At 35.0% G+C, this 26,616-nt stretch carries 20 protein-coding genes and 1 riboswitch; of the genes, 18 read left to right on the top strand and 2 right to left on the bottom strand.

What is annotated here, in order from left to right; genetic code table 11:
* Nucleotides 1–62: 62 nt before the first annotated feature.
* The gene (locus tag QNH20_RS04315; RefSeq protein WP_283921682.1) at nt 63–281 is read right to left on the bottom strand and encodes a hypothetical protein; all 219 of its coding nucleotides are present in this window, start codon (nt 279–281) and stop codon (nt 63–65) included.
* Nucleotides 282–600: 319 nt separating this feature from the next.
* On the opposite strand from QNH20_RS04315, the gene QNH20_RS04320 reads away from it, so the two are divergent.
* The 9 genes from QNH20_RS04320 (at nt 601) to QNH20_RS04360 (ending at nt 19,510) form a co-directional block, all read left to right on the top strand.
* Nucleotides 601–1,572 carry a helix-turn-helix transcriptional regulator gene (locus QNH20_RS04320; RefSeq protein ID WP_283921683.1) on the top strand — a complete coding sequence of 324 codons (972 nt, stop codon included), beginning with the start codon at nt 601–603 and terminating at the stop codon, nt 1,570–1,572.
* Nucleotides 1,573–1,652: 80 nt separating this feature from the next.
* On the top strand, nt 1,653–3,779 hold the full coding sequence (locus QNH20_RS04325) for a Piwi domain-containing protein (protein WP_283921684.1): 2,127 nt from the start codon (nt 1,653–1,655) through the stop codon (nt 3,777–3,779).
* A 477-nt stretch (nt 3,780–4,256) separates the two neighbouring features.
* Nucleotides 4,257–6,875 carry a DrmE family protein gene (locus QNH20_RS04330; RefSeq protein ID WP_283921685.1) on the top strand — a complete coding sequence of 873 codons (2,619 nt, stop codon included), beginning with the start codon at nt 4,257–4,259 and terminating at the stop codon, nt 6,873–6,875.
* An 18-nt stretch (nt 6,876–6,893) separates the two neighbouring features.
* The gene (locus QNH20_RS04335; RefSeq protein ID WP_283921686.1) at nt 6,894–10,490 is read left to right on the top strand and encodes a helicase-related protein; all 3,597 of its coding nucleotides are present in this window, start codon (nt 6,894–6,896) and stop codon (nt 10,488–10,490) included.
* 7 nt (nt 10,491–10,497) lie between these two features.
* Complete coding sequence (gene drmB, locus QNH20_RS04340) at nt 10,498–12,399, top strand: DUF1998 domain-containing protein (RefSeq protein WP_283921687.1); 1,902 nt, start codon at nt 10,498–10,500, stop codon at nt 12,397–12,399.
* Between the two features lie 24 nt (nt 12,400–12,423).
* Nucleotides 12,424–13,458: a DNA cytosine methyltransferase gene (locus QNH20_RS04345; protein ID WP_283921688.1), complete on the top strand. Its 1,035-nt coding sequence runs from the start codon at nt 12,424–12,426 to the stop codon at nt 13,456–13,458.
* A gap of 372 nt (nt 13,459–13,830) precedes the next feature.
* The gene (locus tag QNH20_RS04350) at nt 13,831–15,684 is read left to right on the top strand and encodes an HI_0552 family protein (protein WP_283921689.1); all 1,854 of its coding nucleotides are present in this window, start codon (nt 13,831–13,833) and stop codon (nt 15,682–15,684) included.
* Nucleotides 15,656–18,106, top strand: coding sequence for a DUF2357 domain-containing protein (locus QNH20_RS04355; protein WP_283921690.1), 2,451 nt, complete (start codon nt 15,656–15,658; stop codon nt 18,104–18,106). Before QNH20_RS04350 ends, QNH20_RS04355 begins: the two co-directional genes overlap by 29 nt.
* A gap of 228 nt (nt 18,107–18,334) precedes the next feature.
* Entirely contained in the window at nt 18,335–19,510 is a 1,176-nt protein-coding gene (locus QNH20_RS04360; protein ID WP_283921691.1) for a GNAT family N-acetyltransferase, read from the top strand.
* Between the two features lie 559 nt (nt 19,511–20,069).
* On the opposite strand, the gene QNH20_RS27035 is transcribed toward QNH20_RS04360, so the two are convergent.
* Complete coding sequence (locus QNH20_RS27035; RefSeq protein ID WP_481858091.1) at nt 20,070–20,414, bottom strand: VanZ family protein; 345 nt, start codon at nt 20,412–20,414, stop codon at nt 20,070–20,072.
* Nucleotides 20,415–20,444: 30 nt separating this feature from the next.
* Here QNH20_RS27035 and QNH20_RS04365 point away from each other — a divergent pair, with 30 nt between their 5' ends.
* The 9 genes from QNH20_RS04365 (at nt 20,445) to QNH20_RS04400 (ending at nt 26,532) form a co-directional block, all read left to right on the top strand.
* A complete protein-coding gene (locus QNH20_RS04365; protein ID WP_283921692.1) occupies nt 20,445–20,645 on the top strand; it encodes a TetR-like C-terminal domain-containing protein in 201 nt (66 codons plus the stop codon).
* 88 nt (nt 20,646–20,733) lie between these two features.
* Entirely contained in the window at nt 20,734–21,012 is a 279-nt protein-coding gene (locus QNH20_RS04370) for a hypothetical protein (protein ID WP_283921693.1), read from the top strand.
* A gap of 19 nt (nt 21,013–21,031) precedes the next feature.
* The gene (locus QNH20_RS27040; RefSeq protein WP_481858092.1) at nt 21,032–21,262 is read left to right on the top strand and encodes a CDI toxin immunity protein; all 231 of its coding nucleotides are present in this window, start codon (nt 21,032–21,034) and stop codon (nt 21,260–21,262) included.
* Nucleotides 21,263–21,382: 120 nt separating this feature from the next.
* Nucleotides 21,383–21,835: a nucleoside deaminase gene (locus tag QNH20_RS04375; protein ID WP_283921694.1), complete on the top strand. Its 453-nt coding sequence runs from the start codon at nt 21,383–21,385 to the stop codon at nt 21,833–21,835.
* 387 nt (nt 21,836–22,222) lie between these two features.
* On the top strand, nt 22,223–22,783 hold the full coding sequence (locus QNH20_RS04380; RefSeq protein ID WP_283921695.1) for a DUF4240 domain-containing protein: 561 nt from the start codon (nt 22,223–22,225) through the stop codon (nt 22,781–22,783).
* A 57-nt stretch (nt 22,784–22,840) separates the two neighbouring features.
* On the top strand, nt 22,841–23,320 hold the full coding sequence (locus QNH20_RS04385) for a GNAT family N-acetyltransferase (RefSeq protein ID WP_283921696.1): 480 nt from the start codon (nt 22,841–22,843) through the stop codon (nt 23,318–23,320).
* A 59-nt stretch (nt 23,321–23,379) separates the two neighbouring features.
* Nucleotides 23,380–23,949: an HD domain-containing protein gene (locus tag QNH20_RS04390; protein WP_283921697.1), complete on the top strand. Its 570-nt coding sequence runs from the start codon at nt 23,380–23,382 to the stop codon at nt 23,947–23,949.
* A 496-nt stretch (nt 23,950–24,445) separates the two neighbouring features.
* Nucleotides 24,446–25,789: a YheC/YheD family endospore coat-associated protein gene (locus tag QNH20_RS04395; RefSeq protein WP_283921698.1), complete on the top strand. Its 1,344-nt coding sequence runs from the start codon at nt 24,446–24,448 to the stop codon at nt 25,787–25,789.
* A 224-nt stretch (nt 25,790–26,013) separates the two neighbouring features.
* Nucleotides 26,014–26,098: riboswitch (cyclic di-GMP riboswitch) on the top strand.
* Between the two features lie 197 nt (nt 26,099–26,295).
* Nucleotides 26,296–26,532, top strand: a complete 237-nt coding sequence (locus QNH20_RS04400; RefSeq protein WP_283921699.1) for a hypothetical protein — start codon at nt 26,296–26,298, stop codon at nt 26,530–26,532.
* Nucleotides 26,533–26,616: the final 84 nt, after the last annotated feature.

The following is a 26,616-nucleotide window of genomic DNA, read 5'->3' on the forward strand; positions in this document are numbered from 1 at the left end:
TAAATATTATTCATTTTTTCAATAATATCTCCACACCGAGGGTCAGTCACTGCTATTAAATTTCAAAAAGGCAGATCATCATTGAATCTGATATTAACCTGATTTTTCACCTCAGGTATTTCTTCTTCCCTGCAAACTTCATTACATTTCGGACAGCCAATGAATGTATCATATAAATGATATCCTACATATCCATGCGTGCAATCTTGAATCTCCCAAATGGCTTCCCAATCCATTTCAAATCTGTAGTCACAGTGGCGGCAATAAAATTCAGCTGTCACATAATTTATCTTCTTGCTTTTTTCTTCTTTTGTTTTTTACCCAAGTTTAATCACTCCTTGAAACATTCTGTCAAACTCATATAAAAAATCACATTTTCCTGTCCTAGTTATAGGAAAAAAATACCACGATGAAATTTAATTATATTATAATAATAGTAAAATATATGGATATGTAATAGGGGTAAAAAAATCAATGCTAATTCCTTCAAATGTTGGGGCGATGAATCGAAAATTAATAGGTTATGAAGTGCCATTTTATTAGAGCTCCAATTTTTGCTGTATATGTCACGATATTCTTTTTGGAAGAAAGGAAATTTCCATGTCATCAAAAATCTCAAGGTTAATGCGAATTATCAACTTAATACAAAATTCACCAGGGATAAAAGCAACTGAATTAGCAAAAATCTGTGAGGTTTCGGAGAGATCAATTTATCGTGACCTAATTGCCCTTTCAGAGGCTGGAATCCCTGTCACCAGTAACGAAGGAAGAGGTAATGGTTATACGTTTGCTAGTATTTTTGCTATGTATCCTCTAGATTGGACACCGGAAGAAGCAATGGCGTTTAGTTTGCTGCCAGGAGTAGTGAAGCAAAACCTAATCCAAACAGACCCTCATTTTCAAACTGCTTATGAAAAAATAATGGCTACATATAACAAAGAACAAAGAAGTCAGCAGCAAAGCATTTCTAAACTTGTAACACTAATCCAATCTGGTAAACCACAAAATAAAATCGAAAATTCCAACAAATTTCTTTTACCAATCGCTGAATCAATGGTCAAGAATCAAACACTTAAAGTTAAATATGAAACAAAAAGTCGGGAGGATATTAATGATAGGTTTATCGATCCATATTATTTGATTCCGAGGGAAAGTAAATTTTATTTACTAGCATATTGTCACATGAGAGAAGATTTCCGAACATTTAGACTCTCTCGTTTCCTTAAAGTCGAGGCAACTAATAGGATATTTACAAAGAGACAATTGGATCTCCAGAAATATTATCAAAACACATGGTCAATCATCAAAGGAGACAAGAAAATCTATTTTAAAGTGCTATTCAACAAGAATGTAGCGAGGTATGTGATGGAAAAGGAGCTATTTGCTACGCCAAAGTTAACAGAATATGAGGATGGGAGCCTACTATTTGAAATAACATTAAACCACGATGAAGAATTTCTAAAATGGGTGCGGCAGTATGGTCCAGACGCAGAAATTATTGAGCCCGTGGAATATAGAGTAATGATGCAGGAAGAACTACGAAAATGGGCAGATATGTATAAAGAAAAATAAGACCGAACATTTATTCCTGACATACAGTTGTCATAACCATTTGTTAAGATTAAAAAAACAGCAAATGGAAGGTGAAAAAAGTGGGACATTATTATCTAACCGAGTGGCTTTCATCAACAAATACAGAAGAAATTCCTCTTCATATCTATAAAGTTCCGATTAAAGAGATTCATAACAGGCATGCTGAAGGTGGCATGATTGCTTATAATCTACGTAAAAACAATGATTTTAAGACTTTGGTTTTCTTCGATCAATATATTGCCTCTTTTGAGGAACTGGAAAGTTGGGGAGAACAAGCATATTTGTCATATACACATAAGATCATTGATCCGAGTAGATCCATAGACCGAACACTTATGGAGCGGCTTATTAAAAGGGAGATTGAACAGCGGTCAGATAAAGATTTCATATTAGACAAAGGTATTTTTCGTTATAAAAAGGAAAAACCCCTCCAGACGAGGGAAATGAAAATATTTCCTGCTATCCATCTTGATGTTACCGTGGAGGATACAGGGAGCATTGTCATAGGATTTGAGTATAAGCATCTATTTGAATTTAACAGATTTATCATTAGTGATCTTGCATCGGTACAACCAGGAACTAAACTCGTGGACAGCACCAACAAGAAAGCATATGAGTACATTTTTAAAGAAGTAGCTGCCTATAAAGCCGGGGACATTAGTCCTTATCTTGGTGAGTCCGTTATCTCCTATTATCAGAGAAAGGGACAATTTTTCAAACTGAATGGCATTGATGAGAACTCGCCCGTGGTTCATGTGGAAAGTAAAGATGGGAAGGTATTCCCTTATTTGCCACACTTATTAAAATTGCGTTGCTCATTCGACCAAATACCCAATCATTTAAAGAATGTTGTAAATAAGGCAATTAAGCTATCTGCGCATGAAAAAATGGGGAATTTATTGAAAGCAGTAGGTCAACTAGTATCCTTCATAGATAGACTTACCTTTCCAAAGAAAAATGTTTTTGCGGAGAACTTAGGCTATCAAGTTAAATATCTTCCAAAGCCTAGCCTTCTTTTTGGTGAAAATGTAATTACAAATAATATTAACTCAGGCCTTTCAAAGGGAGGAGTTTACAGAGGGAATGTAGCAAAAGTTAGTTTTTTTGTTGACCCAAGTCTTCAAGGAAATCCAAATTTTCGAATTCAAATAAAGGATTTTATTGACATCCTGTCAAGACAGTCGGATCAACTAGGTGTAAAACTGGATATTTCAACAAAGCCAATAGAACTTAGAGGGCAGTTACATCCAAAACTATTTTCCTCACAGGAATTAAATTATGAACTAAAATCACTGGGGAAACACTTTGAAGGAACAATTATTGTACTAGGGACAGAGCAATCAACGGCAAATGCATATCTACCAATTAAAAAGGAATTCGGTGGTCGCCAAGACCTCGTTACCCAGTTTGTCAATTTCTCACCAAAACTTCTAGATTTATCAAAATCACACTATCAAATTATGAATATCCTGTTGGGGATATATGTGAAATCTGGGATTCAGCCATGGATACTAGGTGAATCTCTTTATTCGGATTGTTTTATTGGTTTAGATGTCTCTCATGAAAATGGAAAACACACATCTGGGGTTATTCAAGTCATTGGGAAAGATGGAAGGTTAATTAAGCAAAAGTCCCAAGTTACCTCGGAGCGAGGGGAAATCATCAGTTGGGACTCTCTTAAAGATATTCTGCTGGATAGTATACATGCATATCAGGAAGTTTACGGAAAGCAGCCAAAACATCTTACAATTCACCGAGACGGATTTGGAAGAGAGGATATAGAACAGGCTCAATCCCTTCTTGACTCGATGAACATCCAAATCGATTTTGTTGAAGTGTTAAAAAACAATAATAGAAGAATGGCTGTATATGAAGGGAATAAGTGGATTACGCAACAAGGTCTATGTTACCTATCCAAGAAGGAAAGAAAAGGATATCTGTGTTCAACTAATCCTAGAGAATTTGTAGGAATGGCACAGCCCATCAAAATAATACAACGTACGGAGACTTTAAGTTTTGAGCAAATTATGTCTGATATCTACAAGCTTTCCTTTATGCATATCCATTCTATGCAAAAAACAAGACTTCCTATCAGTACTCATTATGCGGATCTTAGCTCTACTTTTTATAATAGGGGGTTATTACATCCGCGATCGCAGCATGAGCATGCTTTGCCGTTTGTATAAAGTTCGCGTTTTATGGATAGGATTTTGCTGCACATTTTATGTGGGGATATTTAGAAAAAATGGTTTTTTCCCTTATTAAATAAGGGTTTTTTCCTATTATGTGATAAAAGGATCCATTGTTTCCGAGGGTGCTCCTTAGAGAAAAATAAAAATTTGCTCCTTCAATTCTTGTGGAATCAAAATTTTTTGGATTTTACCCCAAAATCAATACCTTAGTCAAATGAGTAAATGTTTACAGAACGTAAATTCATATTTTTTCCGTGTGGAAAAGTGTTTGAATTAATCTGTAAGACATAGTGTGAGTCTTCTTTTTTGTACAAATAATACTTATAGAAGAATAAAAAGCGATGCTAATTAGGGGTTAATTGTTTTTGTCGGAAATGGTAGAATAAAGGAAGATTATAGGAATTAATACCCATATTAGAATAATACTAAATTACTGTTAGTGAAAATCATATTAATGGGAGGTGTATTTTAATGGAGAGGGAGTTGACCGAAAACTTACGTGCCGCTTTTAATAAGGCAAGTTTGCTTATCAATAATAAATTGATAGATAAAAATGAATTTATCTCTAAAAATTCTGATAAAATGTTAAAACTGCTTACGGATTCAAATAAAGAACGGGGAATCATTCTTCATCCAGGAACATGTTTATTGCTTTATTTATCTATAATTTTAGCATCTTTCAAATCTTTTTTATCAGATGATTCAGATATAATGTCATTTTTGGATGAATTGGCTATTGGTGAACTTGTTCTTTACGATAATAAACGAGGAGAGTATAAAGGTCGAGACGATCTGGATAGAATCATCATTGAGAATTACGATAGAGGAACATTAACGACTAACAGAGTACCTGTTTTATTTGCTAATAAAATTACACCATATTATGGAAGTGCTAAAACGCTTGATGGTAGAGGAGTTAGAAATAAAAACACAACATTAAAGTTCATTTCGACCTTGTTTGATTTAAAAATAAAGGATATTAAAAGTATTACAAATAAATCAATCATTGTTGTTTGTGAAAAGCAGGAAGCTGATAGATTTATAGAATGTTTAAGTATTGAGGTCAATAAAAAGTGTTTTAGAATCGGACAGCTATTTCCGTCTGCCTATTATACACCAAGTGACATATACTATTATTCCGGGAATTCCGCTAAAGTGGAACCAATAATAAAATTTACAAATAAGCTTTCTGTAGCACGCGAGCTTATCATTGAAAATAAGGGAATTGAGACCCTAGTAATAGATGGGACAAAATATTTTTCTGAGGATATTTCAGAAGTTTCCAGTATTTACAATAGGAGTTCATTGAAAACTATTATGTTTTTGGGAGAAATGCAATCTGGAATCGAATCAACTGTATTCCAAAGTTTTGAAAATCTTCAATCATATATATGGACGAAAGAACATATAGGTGAAATTTCTCTTGGACACAATCTTGATAAAAATGTTTTTTGTGAAGAAAGTGTAATCCTTCAAAAAATGTTACATAACACCAAGAATTATAAATTTAATATTGTAGAAAAAGAAAGCGTTTTAGATCATCGGAAATTCTATGAATTAAAAAAGCTATTACATACCTTAATAAAACAGAGAGAGTCAAATGAAAAAATAAATTCATTTATAATAAAGGGTTATTGGTTATTAAATCTGTTGGAAAGGTCATTCTTTCCATTATCGGTGATGGAGAAACTAATTTCTGAGGGACAGATTAACGCATTGTCGCCAGCAAAAGAACTTGAAAATATGCAAAATATTGTTACTGAATTCAATGATTCTATATTTGAAGAAAGAATGAAAGAAATAGTCATCACACTCAAACATATTAAAACAGAAATGGATACCTTGAATCCAAAATATAATTATCTTTCTAGTCTTTTAAACCAGTATAAGTATAAAAGGATAAAGATGGCAGTTATGTGTGATAAAACATATTATCAAAAGATATTTAATGAGGCCATCCCAGCCTTCTTAAAAGAAAGTGTTGAAAAAATCGATTTTTGTACCCCAAATAAATTTAAGACAAATATACTTTATCAAATTGTTATTGTAATCGGAATTCTTGACTGGAGCAAACTTAATCCATTACTGTTGTCAAATGCAAACGAAGTGACATTTTTACTGTACCCAAATGAAATAAAACGTATAAAACTAGCAGAGTCACAAACAAAAAAGAAACTTCATTTACTTAGAAACTACAGTCAAGAAGAAAATAAAGATGAATTTTTAACAGGCATCCATAGTGATTTAGATGAATTATTTACAAATAATGAAGAGTTAGAAGAAAGGAACCTTGAGAGGGAAATTGAGAAATACATTAATCATTTCTCACTTCATTATGTCATTTCAGAGTTGAAAACTGGAATAACGGGAGGATTACAAACTTCGGAGATTAAGAGAGTTGCTTTTCTTGAAACCGGAGAAAAGGTATTTTTTACCCAATATTATTCACCTTATGTTTTTGAAGTAGAGAGTCAAGCAGTAATTGAAACAGATGTGTCCTCATTGAAACCGGGTGACTTGTTAATTTTTACAAATTTCGACACTGATACCAGGGACATAGTTGAAAGAGTATTGGATCTCATTTTGGAAAGCGAAAATTGTGATGAGAGTTTTCGGGAAAGCTATAAAAAGTCATTTTATTGGAAACAGGTATTAAAGGAATATATGAATTCTAATAACTTTACTTTCCATGAATTGTCCGAATGGTCGAAGAAATTTGGAAAAAGAAAACATGAAGTAACATTACGGTCATGGTTGGATGAAAAAAGCCATATTGTGGGCCCTAGGGAAAGCGAATCATTCCAAATGATTGCAAAGATGACGAATGATAAAAGAATGATAGAAGATCCTAATTCATTCCATGAAGCGTGTAGGGAAGTCCGTTCAATGAGAATAAGAATCTTAAAATACATTGGGAAAAACATCATTCGAACATATAATAAAAATTATGATATTTCCAATGATGAAATATTTTCCGAGTTACCTATCGATATTTCCAATATGTCACGGTTAATACAAATTGATAGAATAATGGATGTTAATAATTTAATTATTCCTTCCTACAACACGAACCGGCCTCAGAATATATAATATCCCGGAGGTAAATTTATGGATGATTTATTAATTGAAACTAGAAATGGATTAGTATCAAAGTTAAGAAAGGAATTCTTAGGTCCTGGCTCTGAAATTTCCATTCCAGATGAAGAAAATGAAATGATTACCGATTTACCTGAGATTCGATACAGTATTGGTATTCTTTTTCCACAAAAAAATTTAATTAATGCAGACAACAATGATATACAAGTATTAACAAATGGACAAGATCCAGAAGATATTGATGATGAGGTACAAGAGGACCATATTGAAGATAAAGGGGAGAAAAAGAAGTATTCAGGAAATATTGCTGAAGAAACGGATATTGGAACTCTGGATGAAGATATTGGATTGTCAATGCAAAACATGCCATCCTCAATGGGATATACGTTTTTTTTGAAAAACAAAGTAAATGAAATCATATTCGATATATCATTTGCAACATACAGGAAAGCTGTACTCCGGGATTGTATTTTGCCCTTTACGCCCGAAAATCCGGATAATTATATCTTGCCAAATGAAGTTTCTCATCTAGTTGAATATTTGAAGGATGATAGATGTTTAATCTTAAAAAGCCGAATTACAAGAAAAGATATAAATCATATCCGGGAAAAGGATACTATTAACGATGAATATTTAATAGATTGCCTTTATAGATTAAGTAATCAATTTCAAAAAGGTTTCAAGCGTGAACCACATTTTTTACAGGTGAAAATAAATTTTGAAGAAGGAAAGTCCTTCTACGAAGAAAAGAGTTTAAATGATAGAGATATAAAGTTGGTTGTTTTACGAAAAGATACTGTGGATGGTCTACAAGCAATTACGGCAATGCTCGTTAACACCAATTCTGGTGGATACAATGGTATAAATTCCTTCTTGCAACCTAAAATCCTAGTCGATTCTGACAAAAATCCGAAAATTTATTTTGAAGCTTATTCAAATAGACAGCAATTAAGAAATGATGATTCGGAAGAAAATAGTTTGGAACTCCTTTATCGTGATAAAAAAGTATACGCTACTGGCCATGGGGTATCTGTAAATTGGGATATTAATGATTTAGGTAAGGGTAAAGTTTGGACCGATTTTATGCCATCTTTCGAAGTTCCACAAATGGATTTTAATTTAAAACACATTGATAAAAAGATTCTTTCAATGAAATATCTTTCCGACTTAGATTATTCTGATAGATTAAAGAAAATCGATAGTATGAAGGAATTAGTTGATGCTTATTATTCATGGATATTCGATATAGAAAAAAAAGGGAAAGACATTAATGAAAGATTTCAAAATGCAGTTTCAAGACATATCAAAGACTGTAGGGAATCATGTGACAGGATGTATTATGGTCTTGAACTATTAAAATCTGAGAAAAAAGTATATGATGCTTTTCAATTAGCAAACCGGGCAATGTTTATGCAACGGATTCACGCAAATTTTCAAAAGGAAGATCATTATCCTTACGACCAAGAACTGCAGGATCGAATGTCCGAGCTAAATTATAATCAAATGGATGATAATGATCACAAATGGAGACCTTTCCAGCTTGCATTTTTATTAATGAGTTTAAGATCAATTGCCGAAGAGAATTGTAATGAACGGAATCTCGTCGATTTAATCTGGTTTCCAACAGGTGGTGGTAAAACGGAGGCATACCTGGGATTAACTGCTTTCACCATTTTCTACCGTAGGCTAGCTCATAAGGAAGTTTCAAAAGGGACAACAGTACTAATGCGGTATACACTTAGATTGTTGGCAGCGCAACAATTTTTGAGGGCAGGGACCCTGATTTGTGCATGTGAATCGATTAGAAAAGACAGTAACAAAAGGAAACCAAAATACCCATCGTATCAATTGGGTTCAGATAAAATAACGATTGGACTATGGATTGGCGGGACTCATACCCCAAATAAAAATGAAGATGCGGGAAAATATGTAAATAAATTATTTGGTGCTTCAACTAGCGATTTAAGGGATATAAAAGATAAAAATAATAAATTTCAAATACTTAAATGTCCATGGTGCGGCACAAAACTTGTAAAAGATTATAACCCTTCAGGTAAAGGTTTAATTGGTGATTGGGGTTATAAAATGAAAAATAAAAAACATTTTGAAATTTATTGTACACAAGAAAGTTGTGAATTTGAAACCTCTTTGCCTATACAAGTAGTTGATGAGGAACTTTATGACAAGCCACCTACTCTACTATTTGGTACCGTGGATAAATTTGCAATGTTACCTTGGAAAAATTCAGCGGGAAGTTTTTTCGCCGTCTCGGATGATTTTAGAGCACCTGAATTAATTATTCAGGATGAATTGCACTTAATTTCCGGCCCTCTGGGAACAATGGTTGGACTGTATGAAACAGCCATTGATGCATTATGTAGTTCAAAAGGCATAAAACCTAAAATTATCGCTTCAACAGCAACTATCCGACGTGCAAAAGACCAATGTTCAAATTTATTTAATAGGGATGTAAGACAATTTCCTGCACCAGGAATTGATTCTAGCGATTCTTTTTTCGCACGTGAATCGGATATTCATAAAAAACCGGGGAGACTTTATGTTGGAATTATGCCATCTGGAAAAACAAAAGCAATGATGGAAGTGCGATCAATTGCAGCCATACTGCAGCGTGTCCACATGATGGATATTCCTTATGAGATAAAAGATAAATTCTGGACATTGGCAGTATATTTTAATAGTTTGCGTGATTTAAGTAAATGTATGACTTTGGTTGATGATGATGTCAAAGACTTCATAAGAAGAATGGCTCAAAGATTCGGAAAGAGAAATTTAACCAGGCAAATTGGTTCAGCAAATGAGTTGACAAGCAGAGTTTCCACTTCTGAACTAAACGAAACTTTGGAAAAGTTGGAGCAATTAATATATAGCGAGGGAAATCAACGGGATAAAAAGTATCCAATTAACGTACTACTTGCGACCAATATGATATCGGTCGGAGTGGATGTGGCCAGACTTAATGTAATGCTGCTAGTTGGTCAACCGAAGCTAACGAGTGAATATATTCAGGCATCGAGCCGAATTGGAAGAACTTATCCTGGAATAGCTTTTGTATTATATGATGGAGCCAAAAGTCGAGATAGGTCCCACTATGAACAATTTAGGGGATATCATGAATCTTTTTATAAGTATGTTGAGCCAACTGGTGCAACACCATTTTCGAAACCTGCAAGGGATCGGGCTTTACATGCGGTAATGGTTACGTTGATGCGTCATCAATATGGCCTATCAAGGGATAGTGATGCTTCTATGTTCCAAAAAGATGATCTCGGAGTAAAGGAAATAGAACAATATATTATTAATCGTGTTACAGAAATAAGAAGTAGGTCGGAAATAGAACTCCAGAATGATAATGATGAAATTTTACAAGAAATGCGTGATTTTTGGGAGGAATGGGATGAGCGAAGAGTAAGGGTTGATGATAATAACTTTTTCTTCGGTGATAGGTTTATAGTATCCGATCCACCTCCGGAGACTAAAAGATTATTAAAAGTATTCGGAAATGATAGTACGGATATAGCGAAAGAAACATTAACTTCCATGAGAAATGTGGATAAAAATGTTACCGCTGGTCTAATAATCTGGGAGTGATAAAAAAATGGCCAATTTAGGAAGACAAAAGGATATTCAAAAATTAAAACCGATTACACACAGTGTCAGAAGTGCTCAAGCCATATTACAGTATGGTGTTGGTGCAATGGTTGATTTTCCGGATCAAACGCTTATGACTGCTGCTCCTGAATACTGGGAATCGAAAGTTACAAAAATTCACGATGAGAGACTGGAAAAAGCTTTAAATGTCGATTATTTTGGAATGCCTGGAAACAGTAAATATGATTGGGGGATTGCTTACGCAAGGTTTCCTCAGTGGTATTTTTGCCCTAAATGCAGGAGATTTCAACCTATTAAAAGTTGGGTAACGGAATATAGGAAAAAAGCTACTCAAAAGCAAAAAGACTGGGATCCGTATATGAAAAAGCCACGTTGTTTGGAATGTAAGAAAGATCTTGTCCCAACCCGTATTGTTGTTGCTTGTGAAAACGGACATATCGATGATTTTCCTTGGATCCAATGGGTTCATCATAAAAGCGGAAAAAATCAGATATGTTCCAATCCCGTTTTAACATTTGAAACTGGAACAACAGCATCTGCAGGACTGGAAGGCTTAGTTATCAAATGCAAGACTTGTAAAGCGTGGGCCAATTTAGCCGGAGCGTTTGATAAAGATGCCATGGAACTGATGGAAAAGAAGCACGGCCATGGATATGAATGTTCTGGGAATATGCCATGGAAAAATAAAACTGAAGAATGTGTGGCTTTTCCACGTGCTTTTCAAAGAGGCGCTTCTTCACTATATTTTCCAAAGGTAATAAGTTCTTTGGTAATTCCCCCTTACTCAGAAAAAATTAATAATGAAATTACGGATTCAAAAGCTTTTGAACGGATATTAAATTTTCTGAGTGAATGTGACGAGGATGAAAGGGAATCAAAAATAACAGCAAAAATTGATAAATGGTCCGAAGACATTGGAAGGGAGATTTCCTCAAACCCTAACATGATTAAAAATATATTGTCCAGACGTTTCTCCAATCCTTCAGATGGAGAATCTGAAAATGTTAATGCAAATGGAGTTAAATATAAAATTGAAGAATTTGAAGCTTTATCAGGAAAAATTCCTGTTGGAAATCTTAATGGAAATGATTTCGTAAGGGAAGAAACCGATATTGAAATGTATGATATTCCATATCTGAAAAGTGTTTCTCTTATTCATAAAGTTAGAGAAGTTCGGGCGTTAACAGGATTCACCAGAATTAATCCTCCAGATGCATATGAAATTGGTGAAAAAATTTCTGGGTTTATTTCTGTTAAGGAAACCGGAACAAGATGGTATCCGGCATATGAGGTACGTGGTGAAGGAATTTTTATCGAATTCGAGAAAGAGGCTATCGATAATTGGTTAAAGAAAAATATAAATATATATGGAAGAACAAAAGTCCTGGAGCATAACTATAAAAATACCTATCAGGGAAGTATTACAGAAAGAAATATTTCTCCAAAATTTGTATTGCTACATACAATAGCTCATTTGCTTATTAGACAATTGAGTTTTGAATGTGGGTATACAGCCGCATCGTTACGCGAGCGGATTTATTGTAGCGAGGTTGAAGACGGGACAGAGATGTCAGCGATTCTCATCTACACTGCTAGTGGTGATTCAGAGGGAACTCTTGGAGGCCTTGTAAGACAGGGATATTGGGATTGCCTTCCAAGAACTTTCCGAAAGGCAATAGAGTTTAGCGAATTATGTTCGAATGATCCGGTATGCATATCCAGCGAAGGTCAAGGAAGGGATGCCTTAAACTTAGCAGCATGCCATTCATGTACATTGCTTCCAGAGACTAGTTGTGAAGAGTTCAATGTATTTTTGGACAGAGGGCTAATTGTAGGTACTTTTGAGGAAAAGGGAATGGGCTTTTATAGTAAATGGTTAAATTCGTAATTTATATCAAGTGAGATGAAAAAAATGAAATTTACAGCAATTGATTTGTTTGCCGGCTGTGGGGGTCTATCCGAGGGCTTAATACAAGCAAATTTTAATGTCATTGCAGCAGTAGAAATTAATAAAAAAGCGTTGGAAACATATAGATTAAATCATAGTAAAACAAAAATATTTGTTACAGATATTCGATCTCTTGATGTTGAAAAAGTTAGAGCATTATTAGGTGGGCAAACGTTGCATTTACTTGCCGGATGTCCACCCTGTCAAGGGTTCTCCTCTATCAGGAGATTAAACAGAAGTAGTGCGGTAGAAGATGCAAGAAATGACTTAATTCTTGAATATTTAAGGTTTGTAAAAGAACTTAAACCGTTGACGATTATGATGGAGAACGTGCCTGCGATTATTAACTATCATTTATTTAAAGAAGTCAAAATAGAACTAGAAGGCATTGGATACAATATCGATTTTGATATTGTTAATGTTGCAGATTATGGGGTTCCTCAAAGAAGAAAACGCTTTGTAATGCTAGGTTCCAGAATCGGGGATATTAAAATTGCCAAAGCGAACAATTTAAAACGAACTGTTAGGGATATAATTGGTTCATTGGAAAGCCCAGAAACAACGAATGACCCGGTACATAAAATTTATCCCAAACATGTTCCCCGAATTAAGGAAATGATAAGTAAAATTCCAAAAGATGGGGGAAGCAGAAAGGATCTACCAGCAGAATATATTTTAGATTGTCACAAAAAGGAAAAGGTAGGATTTAACGATGTATATGGTCGATTAAGATGGGATGATGTATCTTCGACGATTACGGGCGGTTGTTTAAATCCTTCAAAAGGCCGTTTTTTACACCCGGAGGAAGACAGATGTATTACCGCAAGGGAGGCAGCTTTGCTTCAAACATTTCCAGGTGATTATCAATTTCCTATTGAAATTCCAAAAACCGCTCTTGCATTAATGATTGGTAATGCTCTCCCACCCGAATTTAGTCGGATTCAGAGTAACGAAATTAAAAATCACTTAATGATGAATTTAATTAGGGAAAAATTTTAAAAATGATTTATTAATAATAAATAAGCATTGATTAAATCGAATTCATTTGAATACCAGGTTTAATTAACATTTTTTGATTCCTAATTTATTTGTTACATTTAATGAACGTAAGACCCTATACAAACAACGCATATAAACGTGTAGCATCTCCTGGTAGTTTCAAAGTATCAATCAAAGGAGGTGCTTTTCTTATGCCAAAATAAAAATATGAAAATGAATGGAGGACCATCAGGAATATTTTTCAATTTTAAAAGGTGGAGTAAGTGTGCCTTTTAATAAATATAATATTTCAGTATAATCTGAGGTAATTACAAACATTGGGAATAAATGTACAATATTTTTATCGCTATTTAATGATGGGAAGGTGAAATTGTGAAAGTAGGAAATCATTCTTTTGAGGTTTTTGATAGAAATCATTTCGTTTATAGGGTAGATGCTGAAGGAGCTGAAAAGGTAAAAGAGGATTATGTTTCTGCATGGAATGAATGGAAAAGGATTGTTGAAACATCAGTATTAGATTCCGGTAGTCAGAGTTTAACGGTTGAGAATACAGAGCACTGGCAGAATAGTGGAAATTTACGTAGAAGATTTTGGTCAAGAATCAAGAATGAACATTTATTAGATAAACCGTCATGCATTGCTGCAATGATTAGTAATGACAACTTAAGAGTTTATCTTGAATGGCATGGTTATAAAAATGAAAAACTTGTTCATGAACGAAACAAACATAATGGTTGGATTTTCTCCATTGAAGAATGGATTAAAGAAAAAGATATTAATACATCTGAATATAGAATATGGAAAAATAAAGATGCAGATGAAGATTTTAAAAATTATTGGACATTAGAAGATTTATTAAAAGATGAAAAATTAGAAGAAGATTTAGTTAATTACTTAGATTCTAATCATAAAAACTGGGTCAGGATAGGGAAGGTTTACTTAAAGTCGACTATTCTACAGCATGAAAATATTACAGGCGAAATGGGTAGTACAATAAATGAATTGGAATGGCTTTATAATAGGGTAACAGGTTCAATAAAGGAAATTGTTGAACCCGACGAAAATTTAAGAGATGAATTGGTAGTTGATGGTTCTGCAAATAAGATTAATGAACCACCAATTAATTTTTCTACTAATAAAGCTTTAATAAAACACATTCATTCCTACATAGAATCTAATGGTTTTCTTTATTCAATTGAAGAAGTGACAAATTTGTTTTTATCAATTAAAACCAAGCCTTTTGTAATTTTATCCGGGATATCTGGAACAGGGAAAACAAAGATTGTCCAGTGGTTTGCGGAGAGTGTTGGAGCAACAGAGGACAATGGGCAGTTTACGCTGATTCCGGTTCGACCTGATTGGAATGATAGTTCTGATTTACTTGGTTACGTTGATATTAAAGGTGATTTTAAGACGGGCCCACTTACGAAGGTTATTGAAAGAGCGGAGGAAAATCCGGATCTTCCATTTTTCGTATTACTGGATGAGATGAATCTTGCCAGAGTAGAGCATTATTTCAGTGATATTTTGAGTGTTATGGAAAGTTGTAAATGGCAGAATGGTAAGATTGTGACTTCGAATCTCCTGACTAAAGAAGTTGCCGGTCGGGACATTAAACTCCCGACGAATCTCTATATTATTGGAACTGTCAATATGGATGAGACCACTCATCCATTTAGTAAGAAAGTACTTGATCGTGCAAATACAATTGAGTTTAATCGTGTGGAGTTATCGAATTTAGCATTCCTTGAAGGAAAGGAAGAAATTCAGCCAGTTGTTGTTTCAGATAGTAAATTTCGAGCAAACTATCTTCATTTAAAGGATTTGTATGCTTCCAATAAAGCGCTTGTAGAAAGTGTTACTGCTGAATTAGAGAATATTAATAAGTCTTTACAATTAATTAATGCCCATGTTGGTTATCGAGTAAGGGATGAAATCTGTTTTTATTTAGATTACAACGAGAATAGTGGTTTAATGAGCCCTCAAACCGCATTTGATCATTGTATTCTTCAAAAAATATTGCCACGTGTTTCCGGTAGTGATAAGCGTGTAGAACAATTATTAATGGAACTTTATCTTTTATTTACAGGTAGAGTTTATGACGAAAATCAAGATAGTTATCATCAGGAAATTGAGCAGGCAAAATACCCAAAAAGTGCAGCTAAGGTACTGGAGATGCTTAGGAGGTTAAAGGACGATGGCTTCACTTCATTCTGGATCTCGTGAAGATGTGGAATTAATTAAAATCGAAGCGAAGGATTTCTCCTTAGTCATAAAAGGGAAGCCGTATCACTACCGTTATGAAGGACTCCAGCAATACCGTAAATCAGGTATTCATGACACTATGTTTTTTCAGGCTAAAGGGGAGTCGCTTGAATCTGTAAAAGTGTATAATATCGAGCTTGACCAATTAACCTTTGAACAGCAGGTCCGGCCAATCTTTTTTGAAAATGGAAACTATCAAGTAATCATTGTACCTAAGCAAAAGCAAGAGTTGGAATTTTATCATGAATATCCTCTGTTTCGGAAAGCAATATCCAGTGTTGATTTAGCTGGCATACCAGTCTTAATGGGGAATCTTCAGTATCAAAATGAAGTTGGTTATTCCACTTTTGAAATTAGATATGAGGGTAATACACTTTTAGAAGTGACACTTGAGATTTTCCCATCAAAGTTAGATTATCGAAAAGATTATGAAAAACTTATAGAAGAAGTGAACGATGAAATCTATAATTTAGCCTTCCATTTCATTCGAAAAACATATCTGGGTGCAAATATAAAGTTGGATGGGAATCCAAGCCGTGCGGAATTTTATCGATTGATCACTAAACATTTTCAACAGTTTACTCAAGCCATTAATCGAATCGAAAGGCAGCCCCATCACAAGTTGGAAACGATGTATATAAGAGTGCGAGGGGACCAACTCAGCAAGACTGATTCTTATATCCGTAAAAATCTTCAAAGGAGAAATCAGTTTGTTGATGTAGAACGGGGAATTGCTATAAATGGAAGAATGTTAATGCCATGTGAGGGTGTAAAGAAAAAGAAAGAGCTTGTTTATGATACGTTAGAAAATCGATATGTTAAATGGATGATGCAGAGGCTAAAGGACAAAATGGAGGATTTATTAAATACACTCCAAAATCCTAATAAAAGATGGAAGGTTGAACGTGACGAAGAATTAATTACCCGTCTATTTCAGATGAAAGAAACGCTTGAGAAAAGATTAATAGGTCAATTCTGGAAGAAAATTAGCCAGCTTGATCGATCCGTCATGAGTCTAGTTCTCCAAATGGCACCGGGTTATCGTGATGCATTTCAAATTTATTTAACTGTCTCAAAAGGGTTAATGCTCCAAGGAAGGCTATATCAAATGTCCGTTAAGGATGTTGCGACTTTGTATGAGTATTGGACTTTTTTAAAGTTAGGGCAAATTTTGAGTCGTAAATATACGATGCTAAGCCAAGATATCGTTCAGGTAAGACGAGATGGATTATTTATTAACTTGGATACAAATCAAAAGGCGGAGAGAAGGTTTGAACATCCCATTACAAAGGAAAGCATAACGTTAAACTACCAAAAATATGTGAGAAAACTTCCTACCATACCTCAAATGCCTGATACGATGCTAACTATTTCAAAAAATGGAAAAGAACATAAGTATAACTACATATTTGATGCGAAGTATCGGGTTGATCTTGCACATGATGATAAGGGAAGTAGTAATAACCAAACCCCAGGCCCGTTAGAAGAGGATATTAATACTATGCATCGATATCGTGACTCATTGGTTGTACGGAATAAGGGACCATATGAACGGATATCATTTGGCGCGTATGTGCTATTTCCATGGAGTGATGAGGACAGATATCGGGAACATCCACTTTATAAGAGTATAGATTTGGTTAATATTGGCGGCCTACCATTTTTACCTCAAGCAACTGAGTTAGTAGAGCAATTAGTAGAAAGATTAATCGAAAAAAGTCCCGAGGAAATTCAACGTGAAGGGATATTACCACGTGGTACAAAGGAAGAATGGGAATCTAGTTTAGTTGAAAAGGTATTGGTGGGAACTGTTTCGACTAAAGAAGAGTATAAAGATTTTATTCATAATGGATATTTTCAAGTCCCGGTAAAGAATTTAAAAAAGGGCTGGCAAGAAGCTAAATACATTGCTTTGTACACTACAGTATATGTTCATAGTCAAAATGGTGTTGCTGACTATGGAAGGATAGAGAGGATTACTACAAAAGGTGATTACGTCTTATTTCGTATTCATGGATGGAAGCGAACCAATGAGCTCATTAAACCAGTAAAATACGGAATTGCTACTTACATGATGACTACACTTACTCAGTTGCAAGAAGCAAGGGAGCTACCTGAGTTATTTATGAGAAACAAACAAGAAACAACTGTTTGGAAAATGTTACGAAGAGTCTCTGATAGAATAAATATAAAACTCAATGATTACAATCTGGATGGAGCATCTGCAGTAGAAACATTCGCGTTCAAAGACATAGAAATGAGATTGAATAGGGTGAATCAAACATTTTCTATAAAAAAAGGTGAAGAAGAAAGTGTGGTCAGTTCTGAATTACTGATCCAACAGCCTTCGGTAGTGTTTAAGGAAATCCTTTCATTATTGTAATACATATATATAATTTAACAGCATTAAAAAATATAAAATAAGTGAAGGTAGATTTGATTGTAGTTATTAAAACTCTTTAAGTCAGCCCTATTATTCCTAGGTTAGTTGTTTTATTGTTGGGATATCATTGGATACCCACTTGGTGCCGCGGGCAAATAAAAATATTCTCTAAATGAAGTTATTCCGATGCTAAAAATAAATGTAGTTAGGCAAAGGAGATGGGACTAAATGTTGGTTACTGAAGTGAGAGAAGATGAATATTTAGAATCAATAAAACTGTCAATGTATGCATTTCAATATAAGATTGCGGATTCTGACTTACCTGCTAAAAAAGAAATGGTGAAAAACCATAAAATTTTAGGAATATGGGATGAAGACATTCTGGCTGCCAAACTTCATATTATTCCATTAAAAATTCATATGAAAGATGATGAATGGAAAATGGGTGGAATCGCAGGTGTCGCTACATACCCGGAATATCGACGAAACGGTTATGTAAAAACACTCATTCTGGATTCTTTAAAGCACATGCGTGAAAATGCTCAAATCGTATCGCTTTTACACCCATTTGATATCTCTTTTTATCGGAGATATGGATGGGAAATATTAAGTGAGCAGAAAAAAATAACGATTGAAAATCGGGACCTGAAGTTTCTCGAAAGCCAGCAAGGTTTCATAAAAAGATATTCAAAAGAGACCCATAATGAGGAGATTGAAAAGATTTACCAACAATTTTGCATTCAACATACCGGAATGCTAAAACGCGAGACCAATTGGTGGCAACATCACTTATATGATGAAGATTCCCAGCTTGCTGTCTATTACCATTCCGAGAACGAGGCTAAGGGTTATATTCTTTACCGTGTGAAGGAAAGAAAAATGGATGTGCAGGAGATGGTTGCCATGGACCAGGAGGCAAGAGTCGGGCTATGGAATTTTATTTGCCAGCATGACTCCATGGTTGAAACCGTGACGATTACTCTTTCCAGTCAGGATACTTTTCCTTATTTTCTGCCGCAACCCAAGGTGAAAACAGAGTTACACCCTTATTTTATGGCAAGGGTCGTTGATGCTGAGGAATGTTTAAAAAGATTTCCTTTTATACCAGGAAATGAGCTGCTATTCCTTCATTTAGAAGATTCACATGCCCCTTGGAATAATGGAAGCTATTTAATTGGAAATGGCGAAATAAAGGTATTTAAAGAAAAAGCAGGGGGTCAGTGTGTTCATCCTCCTAAAAAAGGGATTCGCTTAAATATCAATTCCCTTTCATCCATTCTTTTTGGATATAAAAAACCGATGGAGCTTTTTGAAATGGGGTACTTGAAAGGATCCGAGATGGAGATCGAGCTATTCGAAAAAATAGTCCCATCGTTGAAATCATCATTTTTTGACTTTTTTTAATTCATCTATTTGAATGTATGCTTTTTTGTTACAAGAAAAGAAAAGGGGAGAGGTAAACCTCTCCCCTTTACTGACGATTCTTTATTTTATACACAATCGTCACAATCATATTGGCCAAAAAGAAAAGTAGATTGCTTTTGGCATTTGCATGTAATACCTGGTGCTCTGATTACGGCCATAAGAATGAACCACTTCTACCATGTTTCTTACCAGTAATTGTCACAGAATTTGTCACTTGCTGCCAACACATTTACCAATGGAACAATATCTAGAAACCGCATTTACAACTTTAAGGATTTTGAGAGATAAAAAAGTCTAATACCTCCGCATATTCACTGAGGAATTAGACTAACTATCTTCAACAATCGCGCCCGATTACGGAAGATAGTTAATTTAGATTTAGGCTCCACAAATGTTCTGGAACAAGATAATATTCCTTTTTGAATATATACAAGATATCTTGTACTATAATAAAATTAATGGTATATAAAAATTTTAAACTTCATATTTGCATAAATAACGATTCCGATAAGCAACAGAAAAAGGACTGCAATTACATTTATTGTTTTAAAAACGCTATCTTTAAAGATTTTGTGTAGGACAAAGAAATATCAATCCCGATGACTCCTCCTAAAGTATTTGTAATAAGGTCCGTTATATCACTTGCTCCCAGTGCCCAAATGTATTGTATTGCCTCATATAATAAGCTGGTAAAGAAGATTGGTGCAAGCATTTTAAGGAATGATTTTCGATCTCCGAACATGCACACAAAAATGCCATAGGGCAGAAAAGTCAAGACGTTGACTATGATTTCTAGATAGTGTATCTCGCCATTGATAATGACCGAAGCTCCAAAAGGAACTAGGTTTATACTTCTATCTTTGGGAAAAAGTGCAAGTGGAATGTAGGCATTCCATTTTCTGAGTTATTAAATATGCGAAGAACTAATACAATGCAGACAATCCTAAAACGAGCAATAGAGCGAGGAGAAATCAAAGAAGAAAAAGCATCAGAGAGGATATCATGGCTCCCTATCGATCTGATTAGGCATGAACTATTAACCACATATGAACTTGTAACAGAGGAGACAATTATAGAAATTGTAGATGATATATTTCTTCATCTAATTAAATAGCAGAATATCCAACCTGATGATGAAATGAAAAATCCCGTTTAAATTTCAAGTAGCTTGCAGCTATAATTTCCTATTCTTAAAAGATAATTTGAAAGGTAATGCAATCGATGAAAAGTGTTTAGCGTTGCTCTATTCGTATATAGACGAAGCCCTTCAAGCTAGTGGAATTGTAGAGTATTTTACTAGTTGGAACGGTGAAGAAGGGCTGCCGATTACGAAAATACGAAGCATTTGCTGGGCTGACATCAAAACTCCATACGATCTTGTGCTAGCAGACCGTGATTTTTGGGAAATTGCTGGGAGTGACGAACTCTATGAAGTATTTCAAAATCATATGCCTTTTACACCATTTACCCGCATAGAGTAGAATTCCTAAGCATTACCAAATTTCTGGTCTATCCGAGGTAACTGGTTTTCTAAAGCAAGAATATGTTGAGGTTTACTGGAGTTATGGGAATTATCCTGATATTAAAACCAGATTTGAAAAAGTTACACATGCATTTGATGATTTGACAGCAGTTAGTTCAGATAACTATCTATACATACCGATGAAATATGTTATTGAGATTTGTCACGAAGGAGAAACAACGATTGGACATTTAAAGGTTGAAATCTAATAAAAAGTTAGTGTCTCTTTTTCCGTAAAATCTCGAGAATTGAAAAAGGCATTATGAGTGCTAAGATGATAAGAGCTAAAGCATTTTCATTTTTTAAAACACTAGGAAAGGAAGAATGGAATGGACAAATTTATGAAGCGGGCGGTAGAACTTGCTGTTGAAAATGTTCGCGATGGCGGGCAGCCGTTTGGGGCAGTGCTTGTAAAGAATGACACGATTATTTCAGAAGGAGTAAATGAGCTGCACAAAACATTTGATATAAGTGGTCATGCGGAATTGCTGGCGATTCGCCGTGCTCAGGAACAATGGCAAACGAATAATTTATCGGGTTGTGTAATATATGCAAGCGGGGAGCCTTGCCCGATGTGCTTAACTGCAATGTATTTTGCTGGAATCGAAAAGGTCTATTATTGTGCGTCCATTGAGGATGCTGCTGAGGCTGGCTTAGGTAAATCAAAGATGATTTATGAAGACCTGAAAAAAACGAAATCGGAAAGGACTCTTTCTATAACCCGAATGCCATTAGAAGAAGGGCAAGAAAATCCAATGCAGCTTTGGAAAGAACAGATATAAAACAACTTTGATACGAGTACAAAATGGAAGGCCTAGTGCCTTCCATTTTCCGTTTTTTATTAATAAATGATGTCTTCCGATCAAAAAAATCATTTCAGAAATAATTTACTTTTACACCAAGAAACTTTGGATAACACATAAATAGTTAATTAGGGTTTATATTTTCCAGAGAGGGAACCGCATTTTTTAAAGGGTAGGGAGCAGATTTTTTACATACACATGCAGGATTAGTAATTAAAAAAGCGAATGAAATAGCAGTGGAGCAATAAGCGTTAATATGGAGTTGATTTTTTTGAATACCCCATTTAAAAATTTTAGACCCTGACGGAAATCAGCTCATGATATGTCAGTGTTAATAAATTATTTTGAGGTTCTGGAGGGATAGCAATGGATAAGATAGAATTTTGGAACTTGGTAGAACAGTCAAAGGCCTATGAGGAAAGTCGCGTCGAATGGCTGACAGAAGTACAAAGTAAGAAAGCGGAGAACGAAATATTGGATTATGAGTTTATCTTCCAAAATTATATGAATGAAAGTTATCAATCACACCTTTGGGGAGCTGCCTATGTTATTATGGGTGGCTGTTCTGATGATTCCTTTGATTACTTTCGAGGATGGCTTATTTCACAAGGGCAGGAAGTTTTTGAGGAAACATTAAAGAACCCTGAGTTCTTAGCCGACTACATTTCCGATAAAAATCTTGGTGAAGAAGGGGTTCCTGAATTTGAGGATTTCCTGAATATTGGGTTTGATGCCTTCACACTTAAAAAGGACGGAGATATAGAGGAATGGGATGGGGATTTGTATGATGAAATGCTAGATTCATTGGCTGAAAAGGGGCTAGAACAAAACAGTGATATCGAATTTGATTGGGAAGACGAAGATGATTTAGAAGAAATGTTTCCAATATTATGGGAGCGGTTTGGAGAAGAACCATTAGGTTATTAAAATTAAACGAAATAACTATTCAATAATAAATAATGGTTTTAAAGGAGAACAAATAACGTGAACATTGTTCATACTACTAAACTAGAAAAAAGTAAGATTACTCATTTTTTTACAAATCATTGGGGCAGCCCGCAAATGGTTATTTCAAGTGGAATCTTTCAATGTGATGAGCTAGATGGTTTCGCTGCCTTAAATGAAAATAAGGATATTGTTGGTTTAATTACGTTTGTTATTTCTGGAGATGAGTGTGAAATTATTTCATTAGATAGCATAGAGGAAAATAAAGGGATTGGGACTAGGCTAATTCAACAGGCGGAACGAACAGCCAGAGAACAGGATTGTAGATGGGTAAAGTTAGTGACAACTAATGATAGCCTGCATGCGTTGCAATTTTATCAAAAGAGGGGTTATCGGCTGGTACAAATATATCCAAATACAGTTGAAGAGGCAAGGAGAAAAAAACCCGAAATTCCTCTTTTCGCTGAAAATGGGATTCCAATTCGTGACGAAATACTTTTAGAAAAATCATTAGACTAAACTCTGTTCGTTAAAACTATGATAAAGAAAGGCACACAAAATAGGGAGGAAAGCTCATTATGAATGTGATTGAAAAGGCACTTCAGGTTGCAAGCAGAGCACATGTAAATCAGTATAGAAAACACACCGATATTCCCTATATTACTCACCCAATCGCGGTAGGGATGATTTTAATGAAAGCGGGATATGGAGATGATATCATTGCTGCAGGAATATTACATGATACGGTTGAAGATACATCACTTTCATTGGCAGATATTGAACGGGAATTCGGCCCTAAAATAGCAAGTATTGTGCAAGGATGCTCAGAACCTGATAAATCGTTATCCTGGGAAGAAAGGAAAGAGCATACAATTGAGTTTTTAAAGACTGCCTCAGAAGACATTAAGGCTGTTGCCTGTGCAGACAAATTACATAATATAAGGTCTATTATGAATGACTATGAACAAATCGGTGACATGGTTTGGGAAAGGTTTAACCGAGGTAAACAGGATCAAGAGTGGTACTATCGAAACGTGATTGAAAGCTTAGGTTACAAGTCCAGTTTTAAGTTATTAGATAAATTAAAAATAGAAGTAGAACGATTGTTTAGCCCAAGCGTTACAGAATCTAAACTTCCAAACAAATAATCAAACATTTGATTGAAAAGCAATTGAGAAGAACAGTGACTTGTACAGCTTTATGAAGGCCAAATCTTTCTGAATTTTACTTGGAAAAGGCCTTCATAGGCCTTATGAAGGCCAAATCTTTCTGATTTTCACTCGGAAAAGGTCTTCATCGACCTTATGAAGGCCAAATCTTTCGGTTTTTAACCCAGAAAATTCCTTCAGCAGTCTTATTTAACTTTTATTCCTGCTGATATCAATCCCGCCCCTGTAAAAATTGCCCCGAGGACCTTTATAATAGCTTGGTAATTATCCATCATACTTGCTACACCAAACACTATGGTGCCAATTTACAGCAGAAAGCCTGAGTTGGCTGTTGAAGTAGCTGCTCCTCTATATTTAGGTCTATAAACCCTTTTTCCTATGTAAGTTAATTGGTATCACTTGTACAACCGTCTAAGCATTTTCGCCAAAACGACATATTCTGGGATAGACATATACTTGAAAGAGTTGGTGGAAAATGTATATTAAATGGATTACTGAAACCAGTCAGATTCAATTGTCTCAGAAATCGGCAAATGAGCATGACATTTCCCCCGGTAATATGACATTTCAATTCGGTTCCTGGAAGCAGCATATACAGATTCAGATTTGCAGTGATTTCCCAGATGATATGATCGGTTTACCACAACAATGGAAGGATACATTCACCATTCCTGACACACTTCACTATGAATTGAAGCGAAATAACACGACCCTTAAACTAGGGCCTGTCATTGCGTTAATTGTCTTTTCTGATTTAAAGGAAATGACACTATCAAAATTGAATAAATTCCGTGCTTATTTTTTTGATTACTCCAGTATTCAAGGACTGGTCTATCTGTGTGCATGGAACACAATAGATACCCAAAAAAAGCAAATAAAAGGGTTTTATTTTGATCCAAACGCGAAGGAATCTTCAAACCGTTGGAAGCTTGGGACGTTTCCCTATCCAGGATCTGCTTATAATCGTACAGCCATGCCGAAAAACGTATTCGATGATTTGCAATCAATAATGGGAGATTGTGTATTCAACAGCTTTTCTCCGGGCTCTTTCAACAAATGGGAGCTTTGGAAACGTCTTTCCCCCATCACAGAGCTTCATTCACACCTTCCTGCTACTACTCTCCTAACTGACATGACTGTGCTGGATAAAATGCTGGAACAATACGATTCTATCTATTTAAAACCGACAGGTGGAACCCTTTCAAGAGGGATCAGGAAGGTGGAGAAAAGTCAAACTGGCTATACTGTTACTTATCCTTCTTTTCAAAATCCAAATGGTTTCTATCTTAAACATTTAGAAAATCTAGAGAATAGTGAGCAATGGTTTAATAATCTTAAAAACAAGGGTTACATAGCCCAACAGGCTATAACGATGAATAGGTATCAAAACAGACCTATAGATTTCAGAGTGATTATGCAAAAGGATGGAAAAGGGAACTGGGGATGCCCAGGTGTATTCGGTAAGTTCGGGAAAAGTGGAGGTATTATCACAAATTTTTCTCGTGCTGGTTTTATCCGGTCTGGTGTGGAATCTTTCCAGCTAGCATTCGACATGAATGCTAAAAAAGCACAAAATAAAGTAGAGGAGCTAAAAAAGATTGCATTTCAAATTTGTCGTGTTTTTGACCAATATGGCAACTACGGAGACCTTGGGATTGATCTAATGGTGGACGAACATGGGAAAGTATGGATTCTAGAAGTAAATACAAAAGACACGTATCATCGTTTTCCACTTCACATGAATGATAAGAAACTATATAAAAAAGTAGTCACTGCACCATTTCGATACGGCAAATTTCTTGCAGGATTTTCTAAATAATTAAATCAATTCCTAATAAACTCTCATCTGTAAATGTCGATAATAACTATAGCACCATCATATTGAACCACATACATGTTTTTTTCGATTTTATTTATAAGCCCAAAGCGAAAATAGGTAGACATGTGTCTAAAGAATAATATTTGTCATATTTATGAAAATTATGAAGAATTATGTAGAATATTGTTGAAAAGTACATTTTTTAGATGTAGTATAAAAGTATCAATTGAAAAAGGCAAACCCGTCGAAAGGCGGGGACGCAAAGCCACGGGTCTAAGGCGAAAGTGCTAGGATAGCCGGGTTGCCAAAAAGGACTGGATATTTTGTTAAAGGTTTTTTATTGACTAACATTCATTTTTGTCCATCATTCTTTTTTGGGGTGGGCTTTTTCTCTTGTAATAAAGAAAGGAGAGGAAAAAAAGAAATCGTTTTCTACGTCTCATCTTCTTTTCAGTATTAGGATTTGCAATTATTTTTAATTATTTTCGGGAAGGGTGGAGATCAGGGTGACTGTTTTATTTGGTTCTGTCGAGTACTTTGAAAAAGAAATTCTAAATGCTGCAGCACAAGGCCATATAAATGATCTGACTCATGATCATATTTCGATGATCTACTCTATGTTAAAGAATGAATTGCTTAATGATTTTGTCTGTGAAGAAAGAATACGAGTGGAGTGCCTTAAAAATCTTACACAGGCATCTTGTAGACTATTCAAATTAGAAATGAGTGCGACAGCCGAGTGAGATATCAAATTGTAGATGTTATATGTAAGAGACAAAAAGTAACGGTTAAATGTTTGGATATGCAAGAAGATGCATGGTTAAAGG

Origin of the sequence: Neobacillus sp. WH10 (assembly GCF_030123405.1) — a bacterium.
Classification (GTDB): Bacteria; Bacillota; Bacilli; order Bacillales; family Cytobacillaceae; genus Neobacillus.